This window comes from Priestia sp. D3YE.R1 (assembly GCF_049199565.1).
GTDB classification, from domain to species: Bacteria; Bacillota; Bacilli; order Bacillales; family Bacillaceae_H; genus Priestia; species Priestia aryabhattai.
Genome location: NZ_JBLTHW010000004.1, coordinates 185357 through 203544, shown reverse-complemented (window position 1 = coordinate 203544; position 18188 = coordinate 185357). Strand labels below are relative to the sequence as shown.

The window sequence follows — 18188 nt, the reverse complement described above, 5'->3', positions numbered from 1 at the left end:
TTTTTCACTCCTTTACTCATCCTAATAAACGATAATATAAGCTTCTGGCAAATTGAATATCATTCGTTCCATGAATAAATACACGGCCATCTTGAAAAATAACAAAGCGCTGCGAGGGAAGCTGACATGACAGAAGATATGGGTTACGTTCTACTTTCCCTTGTTTTTCTAACCGTTTTTCCAATTCATCAAAGTTGTACAAATGGCGCTGCGAGGGCCTGATTTGAACCGTCTCTCTGCCGCACAGAACTTCTGTTTTAAGCTGATTTTCATACGCTAAGTACGGATATGTTCGGGTCGATCCGCAAGAAGAACATTCATGACTTTTCATTTTACCCGTCTTAAATTCAGCGTGCTGATTATTCCAGACGTCAAAAGTTAGAAATGTCTGTCGCAAAGCTTCAACATCTCCGACTAAAATTTTTAATGCTTCGGTTATTTGATAGGCTGCCACGATTTGAACAGCTGGACTGATAATTCCTGCTGTCTCACACGTTGCTCCTCCCACAGGGATCTTTTTTAGTATACAGTGCAGGCAAGGCGTTACATTTGGGATAATCGTATAAGTGGTGCCATAGCTGCCGACACATGAGCCATATATCCAAGGCACCTCATGCTTATGTGACAAATCATTTAAAATAAAGCGAATGTCGAAATTGTCTGTCGCATCGATGATCACATCAGCTGTTTGGACGATACTTTCTAAATTAGCAGGCTGAGCATCCATCACCAGCGCTTCGATCTTCACTTCTGTGTTTATTTGACTCAAACGATTTTTTGCTGCTACAGCTTTAGGTAGTTTATTTTGGGCATCTTGTTCTGTATAAAGCTGCTGACGCTGTAGATTACTCCATTCTACATAATCGCGATCTACAAGCGTCAATTTTCCGATTCCAGCACGCACGAGAGCTTCTGCGCTGGCGCTGCCTAGAGCCCCTGCACCTACAACTAAAACATGCTTACTTCTAATTTGCTGCTGCCCTTTGTTTCCAACGGGCTGGAAAAGCTGCTGACGTGAATAACGTTCTGTCACTCTTTTCTCTCCCTTTCTCATTCAATCTCTGACTTCACTATCTATTCCTTCGTCAAAGATATTTCTTTAAAAACATGCTATCATACACATAAAGCTAAGCTGCTTTACGGACGCTTACGTGCATAAATATACAAATATATTTTGATGGAGGTATTTAATAAATGTCCATTGCCGGCATTGTATTAGCAGGAGGAAAATCTTCTCGCTACGGTCAACCAAAAATGTTTGAAACCTATAACAAGAAATCATTTTACGAATATAGTATAGATGCATTAAAAGAAAATCACGTCACACCTATACTTGTGTCTACCAACCTAGATTTACTCCCTTATTTTCAAAGAAAAGATGTTGCATTTGCAGTTGAAAAATGCCCGTATCAAGGACCTTTGTATGCAATTCATCATGCTTTAACTGCCATCGATTGCGATGCTGAATGGTTCTTTATTCTTTCTTGCGACATTCCTTTTATTAATGCTGAGTTCGTTCATCACATGATCACACTGACTCAAACGGATTCACCTGACATTGTTCTTCCTGTTCAGCCTGATCACATTCACCCGCTTCTAGCACTCTATCACCGTAGAACGCTTCCTCTTATTGAACAACTCGTTACACAAGGTGAAAGAAGGCTTACACAATTGTTGAATCAGGCAAACGTCCTTCGTGTACCTTTTTCAGCAAAAGATCCCACTTTTATAAATGTGAATCATCGCAGTGATTGGCATGTATAAAGCTTTTTTGAATTATCCACCAATATGAGACATTTCCACTTTCTCAGCGCCTTGGACCTGTCTTCCGTTAGCTCGCTCATCTGAATAACGATCTTTCCGATGATTCCAGATATCAGAAATGGTGTCACAAACAGTATGATCAGATGCTTCTGATCGTATCAGTTTCCGGAGGTCGTACCCTTTTGACGCAAACAAGCAGGTATAGAGCTTTCCTTCAGCCGATACTCTTGCGCGTGAACAAGTGGAACAAAATGAATCTGTGACAGATGAAATGATACCAATTTCCTCTTCTGTCCCGACGTACCGATACCTGGTGGCTACTTCTCCCTTATAATGAGGCGGAATTTCTTCAAGAGGCATTTCTTGTCCAACTATATCAAGAATTTGTTTCTTTGTTATAACCTCATCCATTTTCCATCCGTTTGAATTTCCCACATCCATGTATTCAATAAAGCGCAGCGTATGGTTTTTGCCTTTAAAATATTGAGCCATCGGAAGGATATCCTGCTCGTTCTTGCCTTTTTGGACAACCATGTTTATTTTTACTGAAATTCCCACAAGAGCTGCTGCCTCTATTCCTTCTAATACTCGCTTTACGCTTCCTCGGTTTCCATTCAACTCTTGAAATCTCACTTCATCAAGCGAGTCTAGGCTGACGGTTACTCTTGATAATCCCGCTTTTGATAAAGCTTCTGCATGCTTCTTTAAAAGTGAGCCGTTTGTTGTTATGGCAATATCATCTATCCCCTCAATTTGCTTCAGACGAGTGATTAGATCTGGCAAGCCTTTTCTTAGCAGTGGCTCTCCTCCAGTTATACGCACTTTTTTTACTCCTAGCGATGCGAATAATCTAGTCAGTCTCTCTAATTCATCAAACGAAAGAATGTTTTCGGCAGGTAAAAATGGATAGTCTGCCCCAAAAATTTCTTCAGGCATACAATATCGACAGCGAAAGTTACAGCGATCTGTTACGGATAAACGCAAGTCTCGCAAAGGACGCTTTAACGTATCAACTATAGCGTATGACATCTGCCTCATCTCTCCTCTCTCTAGCTGTCAGCTTCTCCACAGCAGATTAACTTTCTTTTAAAATTCTTTCCGGGCATGTATAAATATTCAACGAATCATTTCGAATAAATCCTACCGTTGTAATTCTCAATTCTTCTGCTAGATTTAAAGCAAGTTCAGTCGGAGCGGATTTTGAAAGAACCACTTCACACCCGATCTTCGCTACTTTCAACAAAATTTCTGAAGAAATACGGCCGCTAAAAACGACTACTTTATCCCTAATTGAAATATGGTGTTTTAAGCAATATCCGTATAGTTTATCTAAAGCATTATGCCTACCAATGTCCATTCTGCTAAGCATAAAACCATTCTTATCACAAATGGCAGCGTTATGAACGCCACCCGTTTCTTGAAACGTAGCAGCAGATTGCTGCAGCTTATTCATCAATTGAAAACAATCCTTAATGGAAAGTTCGACCGATATATCATTCATTTTTTTAGCAGTCAGCGCATCATTTATAAAGACAAACCCTTGTCTGCTGGCCCCGCAGCAAGACGTGATATATCGCTTATTTTGAAGGTTTTGAAAATATGGGTTTAATTTATCTATTGTAACATGAACATACCCTTCTTTTTCTTGAACCCATATGTTTTTAATGTCTTTGTATTCTCGAATAACCCCTTCAGATGCTAAATAGCCAATTACCATATCTTCAATGTATTGAGGGCTACATACCATCGTGACAAACTCTTCTTCATTAATTTTCACAGTCACAGGAAACTCCGTTACAATTTTATCTTCCACGCTTTCCATTTCACCATTTTTAAATCTAAGAACTGTACGCTTCTTAACGGTCGAATTCATGTGATGTCTCCTTTTTCAAATAATGTTTTTATCAAAAACGAATACGGAAACCGCTATATTTTCTTTTATTTTCATATCTGAAAATAAATTAACCAGCTTTGCTCCTACCAATTCTTCTAGCCCTTCCGGCGGATTCGATGCATATACATCTTGGATCATTTTTGTTCGAGCTAGATGAACCATGTCACATCCTTCAGAAGTGCTTGCAATAAATGTTTCTGTCGGAGTTAAATTTCCATACAGTGTTGAGACAGCCATATTTTCAACAAAAACCGTATGTATTCTTTCCGGTCCTTTTCCAAATAAATCTTTTCGAAGTTTCCGAATAATATCATTAAATTCATGAATAGTTTTTGACATAATCAACGCTCTCCCACCGATTAAAATTAAATTGTGCATTTTATTCCTACAGTTTTTTTATCATAAATCAACACTTCAAAAAATAAAAGCCTAAAATCTTTGCAGCAAAACTTTTGAAGAGAGTTGGGTATTTAAAAAAGTTGTGCATTTAAAAACGTAGCGATATAATTATAAATAACCGAGATGGAATAATAATAATAATGAATTGTTATTACTCTATCACTTTTTCTTAACGATATAAATGGGCCGGATTGGCATATTAGTAAGACCTGCTAGTAAACTATTCCACCATGATTGCACTTCCCTTATTTAATTAGGCGTGTGTATTCATGGTGGTTTTTTGTTTTATATAAAGGAGGAAAACAAATGAGTCGTGAAACCATCACTGTTCATATAAATGGCAACGAATACAAGGCAGCTTCAGGTTCTACCATACTTGAAATTATTAACCAGCAAAGCATTGAGCATCCTCAGATTTGTTATGTGCCTGAAGTCGACCCTATTCAAACTTGTGACACGTGTATTGTTGAAATGAATGGCGAGTTAATCCGTTCTTGTTCTACAAAAGCTGAAAACGGCATGAAGATTGAATTACAATCAGCACCCGCAAAAGCGGCACAAACGGAAGCAATGGATCGTTTATTAGAGAATCATTTGCTATACTGCACCGTTTGCGATAATAACAACGGAAACTGTAAATTACATAACACAGCCGAAATGATGGAGATTGAATATCAAAAATACCCCTATACGCCAAAGGCCTCAGAGGATGAAGTCGATATGTCTCATCCGTTCTACCGTTATGACCCTAACCAATGCATTGCTTGTGGACAATGTGTAGAGGTTTGTCAAAATCTTCAAGTTAATGAAACGCTCTCTATCGACTGGGAAGCGAAACGTCCCCGCGTTCTCTGGGATGATGGTGTAGCAATCAATGAATCTTCTTGTGTGAGCTGCGGTCAATGTGTAACCGTATGCCCTTGTAATGCCTTAATGGAAAAATCTATGCTCGGAGAAGCTGGATTCATGACTGGACTTCCAAAAGGCGTTTTGAATCCAATGATTGATCTAGTTAAAGAAGTGGAACCGGGGTACAGCGGAATATTTGCTGTTTCAGAAGTGGAAGCAGCTATGCGCGAAACTCGGACGAAAAAAACAAAAACCGTCTGTACATTTTGTGGAGTTGGATGTTCGTTTGAAGTGTGGACAAAAGGCCGCGAAATCCTTAAAGTTCAGCCTAGCTCAGATGCTCCCGCAAATGCTATTTCAACCTGTGTGAAAGGAAAATTCGGCTGGGATTTTGTAAACTCTGAAAAACGTATTACTAAGCCTTTAATCCGAAAAAATGGCGCATTTGTAGAGTCGTCATGGGAAGAAGCGCTCGATTTAGTAGCAAGCAGGTTAAGCTCTATCAATCAGCAGTATGGACATGGGTCAGTTGGTTTTATCTCTTCTTCTAAAATTACAAACGAAGAAAACTATGTTATTCAAAAGCTGGCTCGCCAAATGTTTGAAACAAATGACGTAGACAACTGCTCTCGCTACTGTCAGTCTCCTGCAACCGATGGATTATTTCGAACAGTCGGAATGGGAGGCGATGCCGGCACGATAAAAGACATCGCAAAAGCTGGACTGGTTATCATCGTTGGAGCTAACCCTGCTGAAGGTCACCCTGTATTAGCAACTCGCATCAAACGAGCGCATAAGCTTCATAACCAAAAACTAATCGTCGCAGATTTGCGCAAAAACGAAATGGCTGAACGCTCTGACATTTTTATCAGTCCAAAACAAGGTACGGACCAAGTATGGCTAATGGCTGTAACAAAATACATGATTGATCAAGGATGGCACAACGAAAAATTTATCCAAGAAAACGTCAACTATTTTGAAGACTTTAACTCTTTGCTTGAAAAGTACACGCTTGAATATGCTGAACAAATTACGAGTATTCCAGCAGCAACACTCATTCAAATAGCTGAAATGATTCGAGACGCCGATGGAACCTGTGTGCTGTGGGGCATGGGCGTGACGCAAAATACAGGAGGCTCTGATACATCAGCGGCTATCTCAAACCTGTTGCTTGCTACTGGAAACTATCGACGCCCTGGTGCAGGCGCTTATCCGCTCCGAGGCCACAATAACGTGCAAGGAGCATGCGATATGGGAACTCTTCCTGCTTGGCTGCCAGGCTATCAGCACGTCACGGACTCAGTCGCTCGAGAAAAATTTGAAAAAGCATACGGCGTAAAAATTAAAGACAAGCCGGGTCTTGATAATATCCAAATGCTTCATTCAATTGATGAAGGAAAAATGAAAGCCATGTACCTTGTAGGAGAAGATATGGCTCTTGTCGATTCGAATGCTAATCACGTACATGAAATATTATCAAATCTAGACTTTTTTGTCGTCCAAGATATTTTCCTTTCAAGAACGGCTCAATATGCTGATGTTGTATTCCCTGCTGTTCCTTCTCTTGAAAAAGACGGAACGTTTACCAATACGGAGCGACGTGTACAAAGATTGTATCAAGCATTGCCAACGCTTGGTGATTCAAAGCCGGATTGGTGGATTGTTCAAGAGATTGCAAATCGCTTAGGTGCAAATTGGACGTATACACACCCGGGTGACATCTTTTCAGAAATAGCTAGTCTATCACCTCTATTCAGCCAAGCCAGCTATGAAAACCTTGAAGGCTGGAATAGCTTCTTATGGGGGAGCTTAGAGGGGGAAAGCACGCCTTTACTTTACGTCGATGGGTTTAATTTCCCAGATAAAAAAGCGCGCTTTGCTTTATCAGATTGGGTGCTTCCTGCTGAATTTCCAGAGGAATATGATTTGCACATTAATAACGGACGAATGTTAGAACATTTTCATGAAGGGAATATGACCAATAAATCGAGCGGTATTCAATCAAAAGTACCGGAAGTATTTGTAGAAATTTCACCTCAGCTTGCCAAGGAGCGTGAAATTGAAGAAGGTTCGCTTGTCAGATTAATCTCACCGTTTGGAGCAGTAAAAGTACAGGCATTAATTACAGAGCGGGTAAAAGCAAATGAGCTGTATCTTCCGATGCACTCCGTTCATAAAGATTCGGCTATTAACTTCTTGACGGGACCTGCAGTCGACCAACGAACAAATACGCCGGCTTACAAACAAACAAAAGTACGGATGGAAGTATTAAGCAAAGGTGGAGAAACGCCTTTACCGTCTACAAATCCGCGCAACAAAAAACGTCATCCTCAAAATGGGGTCGAGGTTCAGCGTAAATGGAACCGTCCTGGCTACGTCCATTTAACAAGTAAATAGGAGGAGAAAAGATGGCACAACCTATTACAGAAATTAAAAAGCCTCTTCTAAGCGAGGAAGAAAAAAAACAGCAAAAATTAGAAGACTTGACTTCTCTTCTGGCAGATAATGAAGAAGCGCTGAATCGTATTCTCGGTATTGTCGGAGAACTTAACGACATGGGTGTTCTTGAAGCTGCTGATTCAATGATTCAAGCAAAAGAAAAAATCTCAAAAATTGCGCTTCATCAAATTTCTAGAGAACCGGTAACCAATTTAATTAATACCCTTATGGGTGCAAGCAGCGGTTTGATGAAGGCAGACCCAGAGGTAACCGCTAAACTTGTGAACAGTGCAACAGTTGGTATGAACGAAGCAAATGAGTATGTAAAAACAGGAAAAAAAGTAAGTGCATTAGCTCTTATAAAAGCGCTAAACGATCCAGATGTTAATCGTGCAATTGGATTTGGACTTCACTTTTTAAAAGGAATGGGCAAAGCGTTGGAAGAGTAAATAAGGCAGCGACTTGAAAGTTTTTTCCCCTTTCAAGTCGCTGTTTTCTTTTTAGGAAGTCCATTTCTAAGTGAACGTGATATAGTTATACTAAATTGCTTTACTACAACTAATTGAGGTGACACGATGCAACAATACTTTAAACCCTTATTCGCACTATTATTTTTAATTATGTTTACTGCTGCTTGTTCGAACGGAACAAATACGAGTCAATCAGCGGCTCAGCACCAAAACGTCAGCTTAACGATATCCGCTGCGGCCAGCTTAAAAGATGCGCTTACTGATATTCAAAAGCAATATGAAACAAAGCATTCGAATATCGACTTAAAATTTAATTTTGGAGCTTCAGGCTCGCTGCAACAGCAAATCGAAAATGGCGCACCGGCTGATTTGTTTTTTTCAGCAGCGGAAGATAAGTTTGATGCACTGGTAAAGTCAGGAGCTATTTCTAAAGAAAATGGAACTGACTTGGTTGGCAACGACCTTGTGCTTATCGTCCCAAAGAATAATTCGGCTGCTATCAAAAATTTTGAAGATCTATCAAAGCCTGCTGTTCAAAAAATTGCACTTGGCATACCGGAATCCGTTCCTGCTGGACAGTATGCAAAAGAGACTTTTGAACACATGAATCTGTGGAAAAACATTGAGCCTAAAACCGTCTATGCAAAAGACGTACGCCAGGTGCTTTCCTATGTGGAGACAGGAAACGTTGAAGCTGGAGTTGTTTATAAAACCGATGCGTTGATTTCAAAAAAAGTGAAGATTGTAGCCACTGCAGATCATAGCACTCACAAACCAATTGTATATCCTGTAGGCGTTATTAAGGATTCGAAACATCCACAAGAAGCAAAGGATTTTTATCAATTTTTACAAAGTAAGACGGCTCTTAACACGTTAAAAAATTACGGTTTCACTGCGAATTGAGATTGCTATGATTCAAGAGTTTTTATCTCCTCTTCAGCTATCGCTCAAAATTGCATTAGTAGCAGGATTTGTCGTAATTATTCTAGGCACTGTTATAGGAAAACTGTTATCCAGGAAACATTTTAAAGGAAAAGTGATAGTTGAAACGGTGTTGATGCTACCGTTGGTCCTACCTCCGTCCGTTGTTGGATTTTTATTGATTGTCATATTCGGAAAACACAGCCTGCTCGGCCGAGCAATTGAATGGGTCTTTCAACAACCCGTTATTTTTACGTGGTGGGCAGCTGTTATTGCATCCGTTGTCGTTGCATTCCCCCTTATGTATCAATCTGCCAAAACGGGCTTCCAAGGCGTTGATCATGAAATTGAAGATGCGGCTCGAGTAGATGGTGCAAGCGAATGGAAAGTCTTTTTCTTTATTTCCATTCCTTTAGCTTCTAAAGCTATTGTAACAGGAGGTGTGTTAAGTCTGGCAAGAGCACTCGGAGAATTTGGAGCCACTTTGATGTTTGCTGGCAATATTCCAGGTGAAACTCAAACTGTTCCTACCGCTATCTACGTCGCGATTGACTCTGGAAACATGAATCTCGCTTGGCTATGGGTTATCTCGATCGTCTTTCTTTCCTTTCTTATGCTGCTTTTTGTTCAGCTTAAACAAAAGTAAAAGGATGCCTCTTTGTGTAAGAGGCATCCTTTTACTTTTGTACCGCTTTTTCAATTTTACATCCATCATAAATTAAAAAGGAGCTAATCAAATGCAGATCATACATTTGATTAGCTCCTGGTATAAGTAAGGTAAGCCACCAAAAATATGTATTTGGTGGAGACGGTGGGAGTCGAACCCACGTCCAGAAATATCGCCACTTAAGCGTCTACGAGTGTAGTTGGCATATTGATAATTCGCGAGCTGTTCTGCCTACCAACAGGCGTCCCAGTCGCTAGTCTGATTATTCTCTTCCTTCGTCCTCAGACGGCGAACTCCGGCGTAGCCCACTTAAAGTGAGTCCCTTACCCTACCACATGGGCGATGGAGGGAGGAACCGCTAAGCTACTATTATGCAGCTAAAGCGAAGTTATTGTTAGATTTGCCAGTTATTATTGGCGTTGATGTTTTAACGAGGCCATCTCCTCGACTCGCAACCTAAGCTCGAACTACCCCTGTCGAATCCGTAACGTCCCCATATAAAAGGGAGTCGGAATGTGTAAGAAAAATCCTTACATCAGATAGCGACTTCAGTGTGCAAAATGAAATCTAACTGATAACAATATTTATTATATCACAAAATGAGCATTTTGCAATTGTAAGATTTTGTAATATCACATCTTTTGGCGATCACGAAATGCTCGTTCGATATCGCGCTTGGCTTCTTTGCGCTTTAAGTCTTCACGCTTATCATATTTCTTTTTACCCTTACCAAGCCCTAGTAAAACCTTTGCGTATCCGTTTTTCAAATACACTTTTAAAGGAACTAGTGAATAACCTGTTTCTTTTGAATAGCCAATTAGCTTGCTGATTTCGCGTTTATGCAGTAATAGCTTTCGTGTACGAAGTGGCTCATGATTGTATCGATTGCCTTGTTCGTAAGGACTAACGTGCATATTGTGTAAAAATACTTCTCCATTTTGCACACGAGCAAAAGAGTCCTTTAAATTCACACGGCCATTACGAATTGATTTGATTTCCGTTCCTTGTAGAACAATACCCGTCTCATATGTTTCTTCAATAAAAAAGTCGTGGCGGGCTTTTTTGTTTTGTGCAATTAATTTCCCTTCACCTTTTGGCATAAAACGTTCCTTCCCTTCAGCCGTACTTACGTATATGTATGATATTATGTATCATTTTACTGTATGGAAATCTAAACAACAACTAAAACGTTTAATAGAGCTGTTTTGAAGCAGAAGGGCTACCCTTCTGCTTCACTGCTGTCGATTATTTGCGCTTTTTCTTTTTGCGCTTAACGTTTGGAGCGCCTTCGAAGAATCTTTTTTTCTTTTTCTTCTTTGGTTTTTGAGTAGACCACTCTTCATTTTTGCTTCGACTGCCCTCTCGACCTTTTCCTTTATCATCTTTGCGTGACTTTTGTTTTGCTTTAATCACTTTAGGACGATCTTTAGATAAGCGTTTGCGGCCTTCTTTCATTCCCACAATAACAAAGTCCACTGAACGCTCGTCTTTATTCACATCGGCAACTTTCACTTCAATTTCGTCTCCAATTCGGAAGACGTTGCCCGTTCTTTCTCCAATCATCGCATAGTGACGTTCGTCGTAACGATAATAGTCATCCGTTAAGTCACTAACATGAACTAACCCTTCAATCGTATTTTCTAGCTCCACGAACATTCCAAAGTTTGTAACAGAGCTAATAATACCATTAAATACTTCCCCAACTTTATCAGCCATAAACTCAGCTTTTTTCATATCGTCCGTTTCTCGCTCAGCGTCAACTGAACGACGTTCCATATTAGAAGAATGCTCAGCAATATCAGGCAGAAGCTCGCGCCATTTTTCTTGCGTTTGCTGATTTGTTTTTCCTTCAATTAAATACGTACGAATGAGACGATGAACGATTAAATCCGGATAACGACGGATTGGAGACGTAAAATGCGTATAGAACTCAGCTGATAAACCAAAGTGGCCTAAACTTTCTGCTTCATATTTCGCTTGTTTCATCGAACGAAGCATAACAGTTGAAATAACCATCTCTTCAGGCGTACCCTTTACTTCTTCTAAAATATCTTGCAGCGCACGCGGATGAATATCGTTGCCTGTCCCTTTCACTGTATAACCAAAGTTTGTAATAAACTCTAAGAAACGAGTAAGCTTCTCTGCATCTGGATCTTCATGAATACGATAAATAAACGGTACGTTCATCCAGTGAAAATGTTCTGCTACTGTTTCATTCGCCGCCAGCATAAATTCTTCGATTAGCTTTTCAGCAACTGAGCGTTCACGCAAAATAACATCGTGCGGATGGCCATCATCGTCTACCAATACTTTTGCTTCTTTGAAATCAAAATCAATGGCACCGCGATCCATTCTCTTTTTACGAAGAATAGCCGCCAGCTTTTCCATACGCTCAAACATCGGAACGATTGGCTCGTAGCGTTCTAATACTTCTTCATCTTTATCCACTAAGATTTTGTTCACGTCTGAATACGTCATTCGTTCTGTCGTTTTGATGACACTTTCAAAAATCTCATGTTTGACTACTTCACCTTGTGGATTAATTTCCATCTCACAAGAAAGCGTAAAACGGTTAACTTTTGGATTTAATGAACAGATTCCGTTAGATAAACGGTGAGGAATCATCGGAATAACTCGGTCTACTAAATAGACGCTTGTTCCGCGCTCTGCTGCTTCTACATCAATCGGAGAACCTTCTTTAACGTAGTGACTTACATCTGCAATATGAACGCCTAATTTGTAGTTTCCGTTTTCAAGCTCTGTAACCGTTACAGCGTCATCCAAATCTTTTGCATCTGCTCCGTCAATGGTTACAATAACTTGATCACGAAGATCGCGGCGGTTACCGATATCTTTTTCATCAATTGTCTCAGGTGTATCAATTGCTTGCGTTAAAGCGTCAGCAGGAAATTCTTGAGGAAGACCGTGCTTATGGATAACAGAAATGATATCGATCCCCGGATCGTTTTTATGTCCAAGAATTTGAACAACTTTTCCTTCTGCATTCATGCGGCCTTCCGGATAGGTTGTCAGCTCTACTACTACTTTATGGCCTTCAACGGCACCGTTTCTTGCTGCTTTGGGAATAAAAATATCACCTGCAATTTTTTTGTCATCCGCAATCACAAAGCCAAAATTTTTGCTTTGCGTATACGTACCTACAATTTGCTGGGTACCTCGTTCTAAGATTTTTACAATGGTTCCTTCACGACGAGCACCTGATGATTCTGATAACACTCTTGCAAGCACAATATCTCCATGCATAGCATTGTTTGTTTCAGTAGGCGGAATAAATACATCACCCGCATCTTTCTCTTCAGGAACTACAAACGCAAACCCTTTTGCATGTCCGCTTACTTTCCCTTTGACAAAATTCATTTGTTCCGGCAGCCCGTAGCGGTCATTTCTTGCTCGGATAATTAAACCCTTCTCTTCCATAATAACAAGTGCCTTAACAAACTCTTTGAATGACTCTGCATCCTCAGTATTGAATTCTTTTGCAAGCTCTTGGACAGTCAAAGGTTTATAATTATCCCTTTTCATAAAATCCAATATTTCATTCATATAGGGCTGATTTTCTTCTTTCACATCATGTCCCTCCTTTTTCTTTATTCGTATTATCTCTATTACCAATCAAGTGATTCCAAAAATGCATATACATCCTCGTGAAGCTGATCACGCTCTTTATCAAAGGTAATGGTATGACCAGATTCTTCGTACCATTTTATATCTTTTGTAGGAGACTCGACGCTATTATAAATAATATTGGCGCTGTCTGTATTAATCATATGATCATGACGACCTTGTACAACAAATGTCGGTGCATAAATCATATCAACTGAATTTCGCACTTCAGCGATTAATTCCTGTAAAGACTTTAATGTGTTCATTGGTGTTTGTTTGAACTCTTCCATTTCTTGTTCAATCTGTTCAGACGATTTACCTTCACGCTTTTTATATTCGCGTGCATACGCTAAAACACCTTCATACATGACTTCTTCACTCTTTATATACATAGGCGCGCACATAGGCACAATACCCTTTATAGGTACAGTGTAACCTAATTTCAGTGAAAATACGCCACCTAGTGAAAGACCTACAGCGGCAATACTTTCATGGCCTTTGCTTTTCAAAAACTCATAGCCTTCCATGACATCTTTCCACCAATCTTCTGGACCAGTATGAACAAGCTCTTCAGGCGCTACACCGTGTCCTTTATAGTGAGGTGCGTGGCATGTGTATCCTTTTTTCTCTAAAAAACGACCTAACATACGAACATCAGCAGAATTTCCGGTAAAACCGTGAAGTAATAAAACAGCTTTTTCGCCGCCTTCAAATGTAAATGGCTTTGGTTGTGCAATTTTCATATATCATTTAACTCCTTTTAGTTATAATATCTGCAGTCATAATAGAAAAAAACATGTATTTATGTGACGGTCATCACATAAAAAGAGATGTGACCGTCAGCTTTTACGCTTTTATACTATATTTAGTACTTTTTTCTAAAGCTATATTATATCATTACTTAAAAATGAAATTAAAGTATTCAACACGCCCATTAAAAAAGCCACCTAATGCATACATAAGTTGGTATACACCAAGTACGTATGCATTAGGTGGCAGTCTATCCAGTAACATATTAAAGTTTGAAATAAGATACAGCAAGTGTTAACGCAAAGAATAAGATAGATAACACTACTGTCAAACGGTGTAAAACTAAGTCAATTCCACGTGCTTTTTGTTTTCCAAATAACGTTTCAGCTCCACCGGAAATAGCTCCAGATAATCCAGTAGTTTTGCTTGATTGTAAAACGACCACAACAATCAATGCAATTGAAACAATCACTAGTAAAGTAATCAGCAATGTATGCACTAAGACACACCTCCTACACCAAGTAATAGTCAATCAGCGGGGTTTCTTCATCCCTTCTGATTGGCATTACCGGGGATAAAGTACGCGCACTACGCTAAGGTTAATTTATCACAAAAACCCCCCTCATACAAGTAATGACAGCGAAATACACCGGATTTTAACATAAAAAAACGGATGACAATCGTCATCCGTTTTTTATGATTTCAACTTATTTTTTTAAGTTGTAGAAAGATTTAGCGCCATCGTATACAGCTAGAACACCTAGCTCGTCTTCGATGCGTAGTAATTGGTTATATTTCGCAATACGGTCTGTACGGCTCATAGAACCAGTTTTGATTTGGCCAGCATTTGTTGCAACAGCGATATCAGCGATTGTTGCATCTTCAGTTTCACCAGAACGGTGAGAAACTACTGCTGTGTAACCAGCACGTTTAGCCATTTCAATAGCTTCGAACGTTTCAGTTAATGTACCGATTTGGTTAACTTTGATAAGGATAGAGTTACCTACGCCTTGTTCGATACCTTGAGAAAGTTTTTTCGTGTTTGTTACAAATAAATCGTCACCAACAAGCTGTACTTTGCCGCCAATGCGCTCAGTTAATAGCTTGTGACCATCCCAGTCATTTTCGTCTAAACCGTCTTCGATTGAAACGATTGGGAACTCGTTAACTAACTGCTCGTAGAAATCTACCATTTCAGCAGAAGTTACGCCTGTACGGCCTTCGCCTGCTAAGTCATATTTACCAGTTTCTTTGTTGAAGAATTCAGAAGAAGCAACGTCCATACCTAATTGGATGTCTTGACCAGCTTTGTAGCCAGCTTTTTCGATTGCTTCAACAATTACTTCTAATGCTTCACGGTTAGAACCAAGGTTTGGAGCGAATCCACCTTCGTCACCTACAGCTGTGTTTAAGCCTTTTGCAGATAAAACAGATTTTAACGCGTGGAATACTTCAGCACCCATACGGATTGCTTCTTTGAATGTAGGAGCTCCTACAGGTAAAATCATGAACTCTTGGAAGTCAACGTTGTTATCAGCATGAGAACCACCGTTGATGATGTTCATCATTGGAGTTGGTAATTGCTTCGCGTTGAATCCACCAAGGTAACGATATAATGGAAGACCTACGAAGTCAGCTGCTGCGTGAGCTACTGCCATAGATACACCAAGAATAGCGTTAGCACCTAATTTACCTTTGTTTTCCGTACCATCTAGCTCAATCATAAGGCGGTCGATACCGATTTGATCAGTTGCGTCCATACCTACTAATTCAGGAGCGATAATTTCGTTTACGTTTTCTACTGCTTTTAATACACCTTTACCTAGGTAGCGAGATTTGTCACCATCGCGTAATTCTACTGCTTCGTGTTCACCAGTAGAAGCACCACTTGGTACGATTGCGCGTCCGAAAGCGCCTGATTCAGTATATACTTCTACTTCAACTGTTGGGTTACCGCGAGAATCTAATACTTCGCGTGCATAAATGTCAAGAATTGTTGGCATTTTAAAACTCTCCTTTATAATTAATTATTTAATTAATGTTTTACCTGTCATTTCTTTTGGCTGTGCTACATCTAGAAGAGTAAGCATTGTAGGAGCTAGATCCCCTAGAATACCGTCTTCACGAAGCTCTAAGCCTTGTTTGGTTACAATTACTGGAACAGGATTCGTTGTATGAGCCGTCATTGGATTACCTTCAAGTGTAATCACTTCATCAGCATTACCATGGTCTGCTGTGATAATTGCTGTACCGCCTTTAGCTAAAATTGCATCTACAATTTTGCCTAAGCACTCATCTACTGTTTCAATCGCTTTTACCGTTGGTTCTAACATACCTGAATGACCTACCATATCAGGGTTTGCAAAGTTTAATAAAATAGCGTCCTGCTTATCGCCCTCGATTTCTGCAAGCAACGCGTCCGTCACTTCATAAGCACTCATCTCAGGTTTCAAGTCATATGTTGCTACTTTTGGTGAATCGATTAAGATACGTGTTTCACCAGGAAACTCTGCTTCACGTCCACCGCTCATAAAGAACGTTACGTGAGGATATTTTTCCGTTTCAGCAATACGAAGCTGCTTTAAGTTATTTTGAGATAATACTTCACCAAGCGTATTATCTAAGTTAATTGGCTTAAAGGCTACATATCCGTCAACTGTTTCGCTGAAGTGAGTTAAACATACAAAATGTAAGTTTTTCGGATGTTTTTCACCGCGATCAAATGAGCGGAAATCTTCGTTTGCGAACGTATTTGAAATTTGAATTGCGCGATCAGGACGGAAGTTGTAGAAAATGACTGCATCTTCGTCTTGAATTGTCGCAACTGGCGATCCGTCTTCTTTTGTAATAACAGAAGGTAAAACGAATTCGTCATAGATTCCATTTTCATATGAATCTTTTACGCACTCTTCAGCGCTTGTATATGATGGACCTTCACCGTACACCATTGCGCGGTATGATTTCTCTACGCGCTCCCAGCGTTTGTCGCGGTCCATTGAGTAGTAACGTCCTGAAAGTGTTGCAATTTCACCAACGCCGTACTCTTCAATTTTTTCATTAAGTTCTTTTAAATACGTTTCAGCAGATTGAGGTGCTACGTCACGACCATCTAAGAAGCCATGAATGTAGACTTTTTCTAAGCCTTCACTCTTAGCTAGACGCAATAATGCATAAAGATGTTCGATATGACTGTGTACACCGCCATCAGATAAAAGTCCGAAAAGATGAAGGTTTGTACCCTTTTCTTTTGCGTGCTTTACAGCTGCTACAAGCGTTTCATTTTGTTCAAACTCGCCTTCACGAATTGCTACGTTTACACGAGTTAAGCTTTGGTACACAATTCGGCCTGCGCCGATGTTTAAGTGACCTACTTCAGAGTTACCCATTTGGCCTTCTGGTAAGCCTACAGCTTCTCCAGACGCCTGAAGTGTAGCATGAGGATACTCGTTCCAGAAACGGTCGAAGTTTGGTTTTTTTGCATGTGTTACCGCATTACCTTTATCTTCATCGCGTAATGCAAAACCATCTAAGATGATTAATGCTACTGGCTTTTTACTCATTACTTACCAGCCTCCAAAAGCTGTAAGAAAGAATCTGCTTCTAAGCTTGCTCCACCTACTAAAGCTCCGTCAATGTCTGATTGAGACATATATTCTTTAATATTAGCAGGCTTTACGCTACCGCCGTATTGAATACGTACAGCATCTGCAACATCTTGAGAGAATTGTTCTGCAACAACGCTACGGATGTATGCACAAACTTCGTTTGCACCTTCAGCAGTTGAAGATTTACCTGTACCGATGGCCCAGATTGGCTCATATGCGATAACCGTTTGTTTTACTTGCTCATCAGTTAGACCAGCTAATGCTTTTTGTACTTGATTAGCTACAACTGTTTTTGTTTGGTCTTGCTCATACTCTTCGTTTGTTTCACCGCAGCAAACGATTGGTGTTAAACCGTGTTTGAATGCAGCAATTGTTTTTTGGTTTACTGTTTCGTCCGTTTCAGCAAACATTTCACGACGTTCAGAGTGTCCTAAAATTACGTAGTTCACACCTAGGTCTGCTAATGCAACAGGGCTCACTTCTCCAGTGAACGCACCGTTTTCTTCGAAATGCATGTTTTGTGCACCAATTTTTAAGTCTGTGCCTTTAGTCGCTTCTACTAAACGATCTAAAAATAGTGCAGGTGCACATACTACTGAATCTACGCTTTCAGGAGATGGTACTGCTCCTTTTACTTCTTCAACAAAGCTAGTTGCTTCAGAAAGTACTTTGTTCATTTTCCAGTTTCCTGCAATAATTGGTTTACGCATGTGTAACACCGTCCTTTGTTTATTGTGGGTTTTCCCTTCACGCGTTAGATGTCCAAGAGGGTGCTGTTAAAAGTGATTCGGTCCCTTTTATCTCTT

The 18188-nt window shown here is 40.0% G+C and carries 16 protein-coding genes and 1 other RNA gene; 5 read left to right on the top strand and 12 right to left on the bottom strand.

Translation table 11 applies throughout. The features are described 5' to 3' along the window. Positions 1 to 16 precede the first annotated feature (16 nt). Positions 17 to 1033 carry a molybdopterin-synthase adenylyltransferase MoeB gene (locus tag ACOZIR_RS22680; RefSeq protein WP_367048856.1) on the bottom strand — a complete coding sequence of 339 codons (1017 nt, stop codon included), beginning with the start codon at positions 1031 to 1033 and terminating at the stop codon, positions 17 to 19. 161 nt (positions 1034 to 1194) lie between these two features. Here ACOZIR_RS22680 and ACOZIR_RS22675 point away from each other — a divergent pair, with 161 nt between their 5' ends. After that, complete coding sequence (locus ACOZIR_RS22675; RefSeq protein WP_415383712.1) at positions 1195 to 1764, top strand: molybdenum cofactor guanylyltransferase; 570 nt, start codon at positions 1195 to 1197, stop codon at positions 1762 to 1764. Positions 1765 to 1776: 12 nt separating this feature from the next. Here the strand turns inward: ACOZIR_RS22675 and moaA are convergent, their stop codons facing one another. From moaA to ACOZIR_RS22660, 3 genes are all read right to left on the bottom strand, one after another. Continuing rightward, positions 1777 to 2793, bottom strand: a complete 1017-nt coding sequence (gene moaA, locus ACOZIR_RS22670) for a GTP 3',8-cyclase MoaA (RefSeq protein WP_415383713.1) — start codon at positions 2791 to 2793, stop codon at positions 1777 to 1779. A gap of 46 nt (positions 2794 to 2839) precedes the next feature. Continuing rightward, positions 2840 to 3586: a formate dehydrogenase accessory sulfurtransferase FdhD gene (gene fdhD, locus ACOZIR_RS22665; RefSeq protein ID WP_371129337.1), complete on the bottom strand. Its 747-nt coding sequence runs from the start codon at positions 3584 to 3586 to the stop codon at positions 2840 to 2842. A 66-nt stretch (positions 3587 to 3652) separates the two neighbouring features. Continuing rightward, positions 3653 to 3997 carry a DUF2294 domain-containing protein gene (locus ACOZIR_RS22660; RefSeq protein ID WP_013059689.1) on the bottom strand — a complete coding sequence of 115 codons (345 nt, stop codon included), beginning with the start codon at positions 3995 to 3997 and terminating at the stop codon, positions 3653 to 3655. Between the two features lie 366 nt (positions 3998 to 4363). Here ACOZIR_RS22660 and fdhF point away from each other — a divergent pair, with 366 nt between their 5' ends. The 4 genes from fdhF (at position 4364) to modB (ending at position 9382) form a co-directional block, all read left to right on the top strand. Next, complete coding sequence (gene fdhF / locus ACOZIR_RS22655; protein ID WP_340141674.1) at positions 4364 to 7303, top strand: formate dehydrogenase subunit alpha; 2940 nt, start codon at positions 4364 to 4366, stop codon at positions 7301 to 7303. Positions 7304 to 7314: 11 nt separating this feature from the next. Continuing rightward, positions 7315 to 7794 carry a DUF1641 domain-containing protein gene (locus ACOZIR_RS22650; RefSeq protein ID WP_045291646.1) on the top strand — a complete coding sequence of 160 codons (480 nt, stop codon included), beginning with the start codon at positions 7315 to 7317 and terminating at the stop codon, positions 7792 to 7794. A 126-nt stretch (positions 7795 to 7920) separates the two neighbouring features. Then, positions 7921 to 8718, top strand: coding sequence for a molybdate ABC transporter substrate-binding protein (modA, locus tag ACOZIR_RS22645; protein WP_045291647.1), 798 nt, complete (start codon positions 7921 to 7923; stop codon positions 8716 to 8718). A gap of 7 nt (positions 8719 to 8725) precedes the next feature. Then, positions 8726 to 9382, top strand: coding sequence for a molybdate ABC transporter permease subunit (gene modB / locus ACOZIR_RS22640; protein ID WP_045291648.1), 657 nt, complete (start codon positions 8726 to 8728; stop codon positions 9380 to 9382). Between the two features lie 154 nt (positions 9383 to 9536). Here modB and ssrA read toward each other — a convergent pair. From ssrA to tpiA, 8 genes are all read right to left on the bottom strand, one after another. After that, positions 9537 to 9898, bottom strand: a transfer-messenger RNA (tmRNA) gene (ssrA, locus tag ACOZIR_RS22635). A 137-nt stretch (positions 9899 to 10035) separates the two neighbouring features. Then, positions 10036 to 10503 (bottom strand): SsrA-binding protein SmpB, encoded by a 468-nt coding sequence (smpB, locus tag ACOZIR_RS22630; protein WP_013059694.1) that lies wholly within the window; start codon positions 10501 to 10503, stop codon positions 10036 to 10038. A gap of 145 nt (positions 10504 to 10648) precedes the next feature. Beyond that, a complete protein-coding gene (gene rnr, locus ACOZIR_RS22625; protein WP_071269831.1) occupies positions 10649 to 12991 on the bottom strand; it encodes a ribonuclease R in 2343 nt (780 codons plus the stop codon). A 38-nt stretch (positions 12992 to 13029) separates the two neighbouring features. After that, entirely contained in the window at positions 13030 to 13770 is a 741-nt protein-coding gene (locus ACOZIR_RS22620) for an alpha/beta hydrolase (protein ID WP_029714523.1), read from the bottom strand. A gap of 272 nt (positions 13771 to 14042) precedes the next feature. Further along, the gene (secG, locus tag ACOZIR_RS22615) at positions 14043 to 14276 is read right to left on the bottom strand and encodes a preprotein translocase subunit SecG (RefSeq protein ID WP_014457843.1); all 234 of its coding nucleotides are present in this window, start codon (positions 14274 to 14276) and stop codon (positions 14043 to 14045) included. Positions 14277 to 14484: 208 nt separating this feature from the next. After that, on the bottom strand, positions 14485 to 15780 hold the full coding sequence (eno, locus tag ACOZIR_RS22610; RefSeq protein WP_028412055.1) for a phosphopyruvate hydratase: 1296 nt from the start codon (positions 15778 to 15780) through the stop codon (positions 14485 to 14487). Between the two features lie 24 nt (positions 15781 to 15804). Then, entirely contained in the window at positions 15805 to 17337 is a 1533-nt protein-coding gene (gene gpmI, locus ACOZIR_RS22605) for a 2,3-bisphosphoglycerate-independent phosphoglycerate mutase (RefSeq protein ID WP_028412054.1), read from the bottom strand. After that, a complete protein-coding gene (gene tpiA, locus ACOZIR_RS22600; RefSeq protein ID WP_013085385.1) occupies positions 17337 to 18092 on the bottom strand; it encodes a triose-phosphate isomerase in 756 nt (251 codons plus the stop codon). Before tpiA ends, gpmI begins: the two co-directional genes overlap by 1 nt. Between the last annotated feature and the right edge of the window lie 96 nt (positions 18093 to 18188).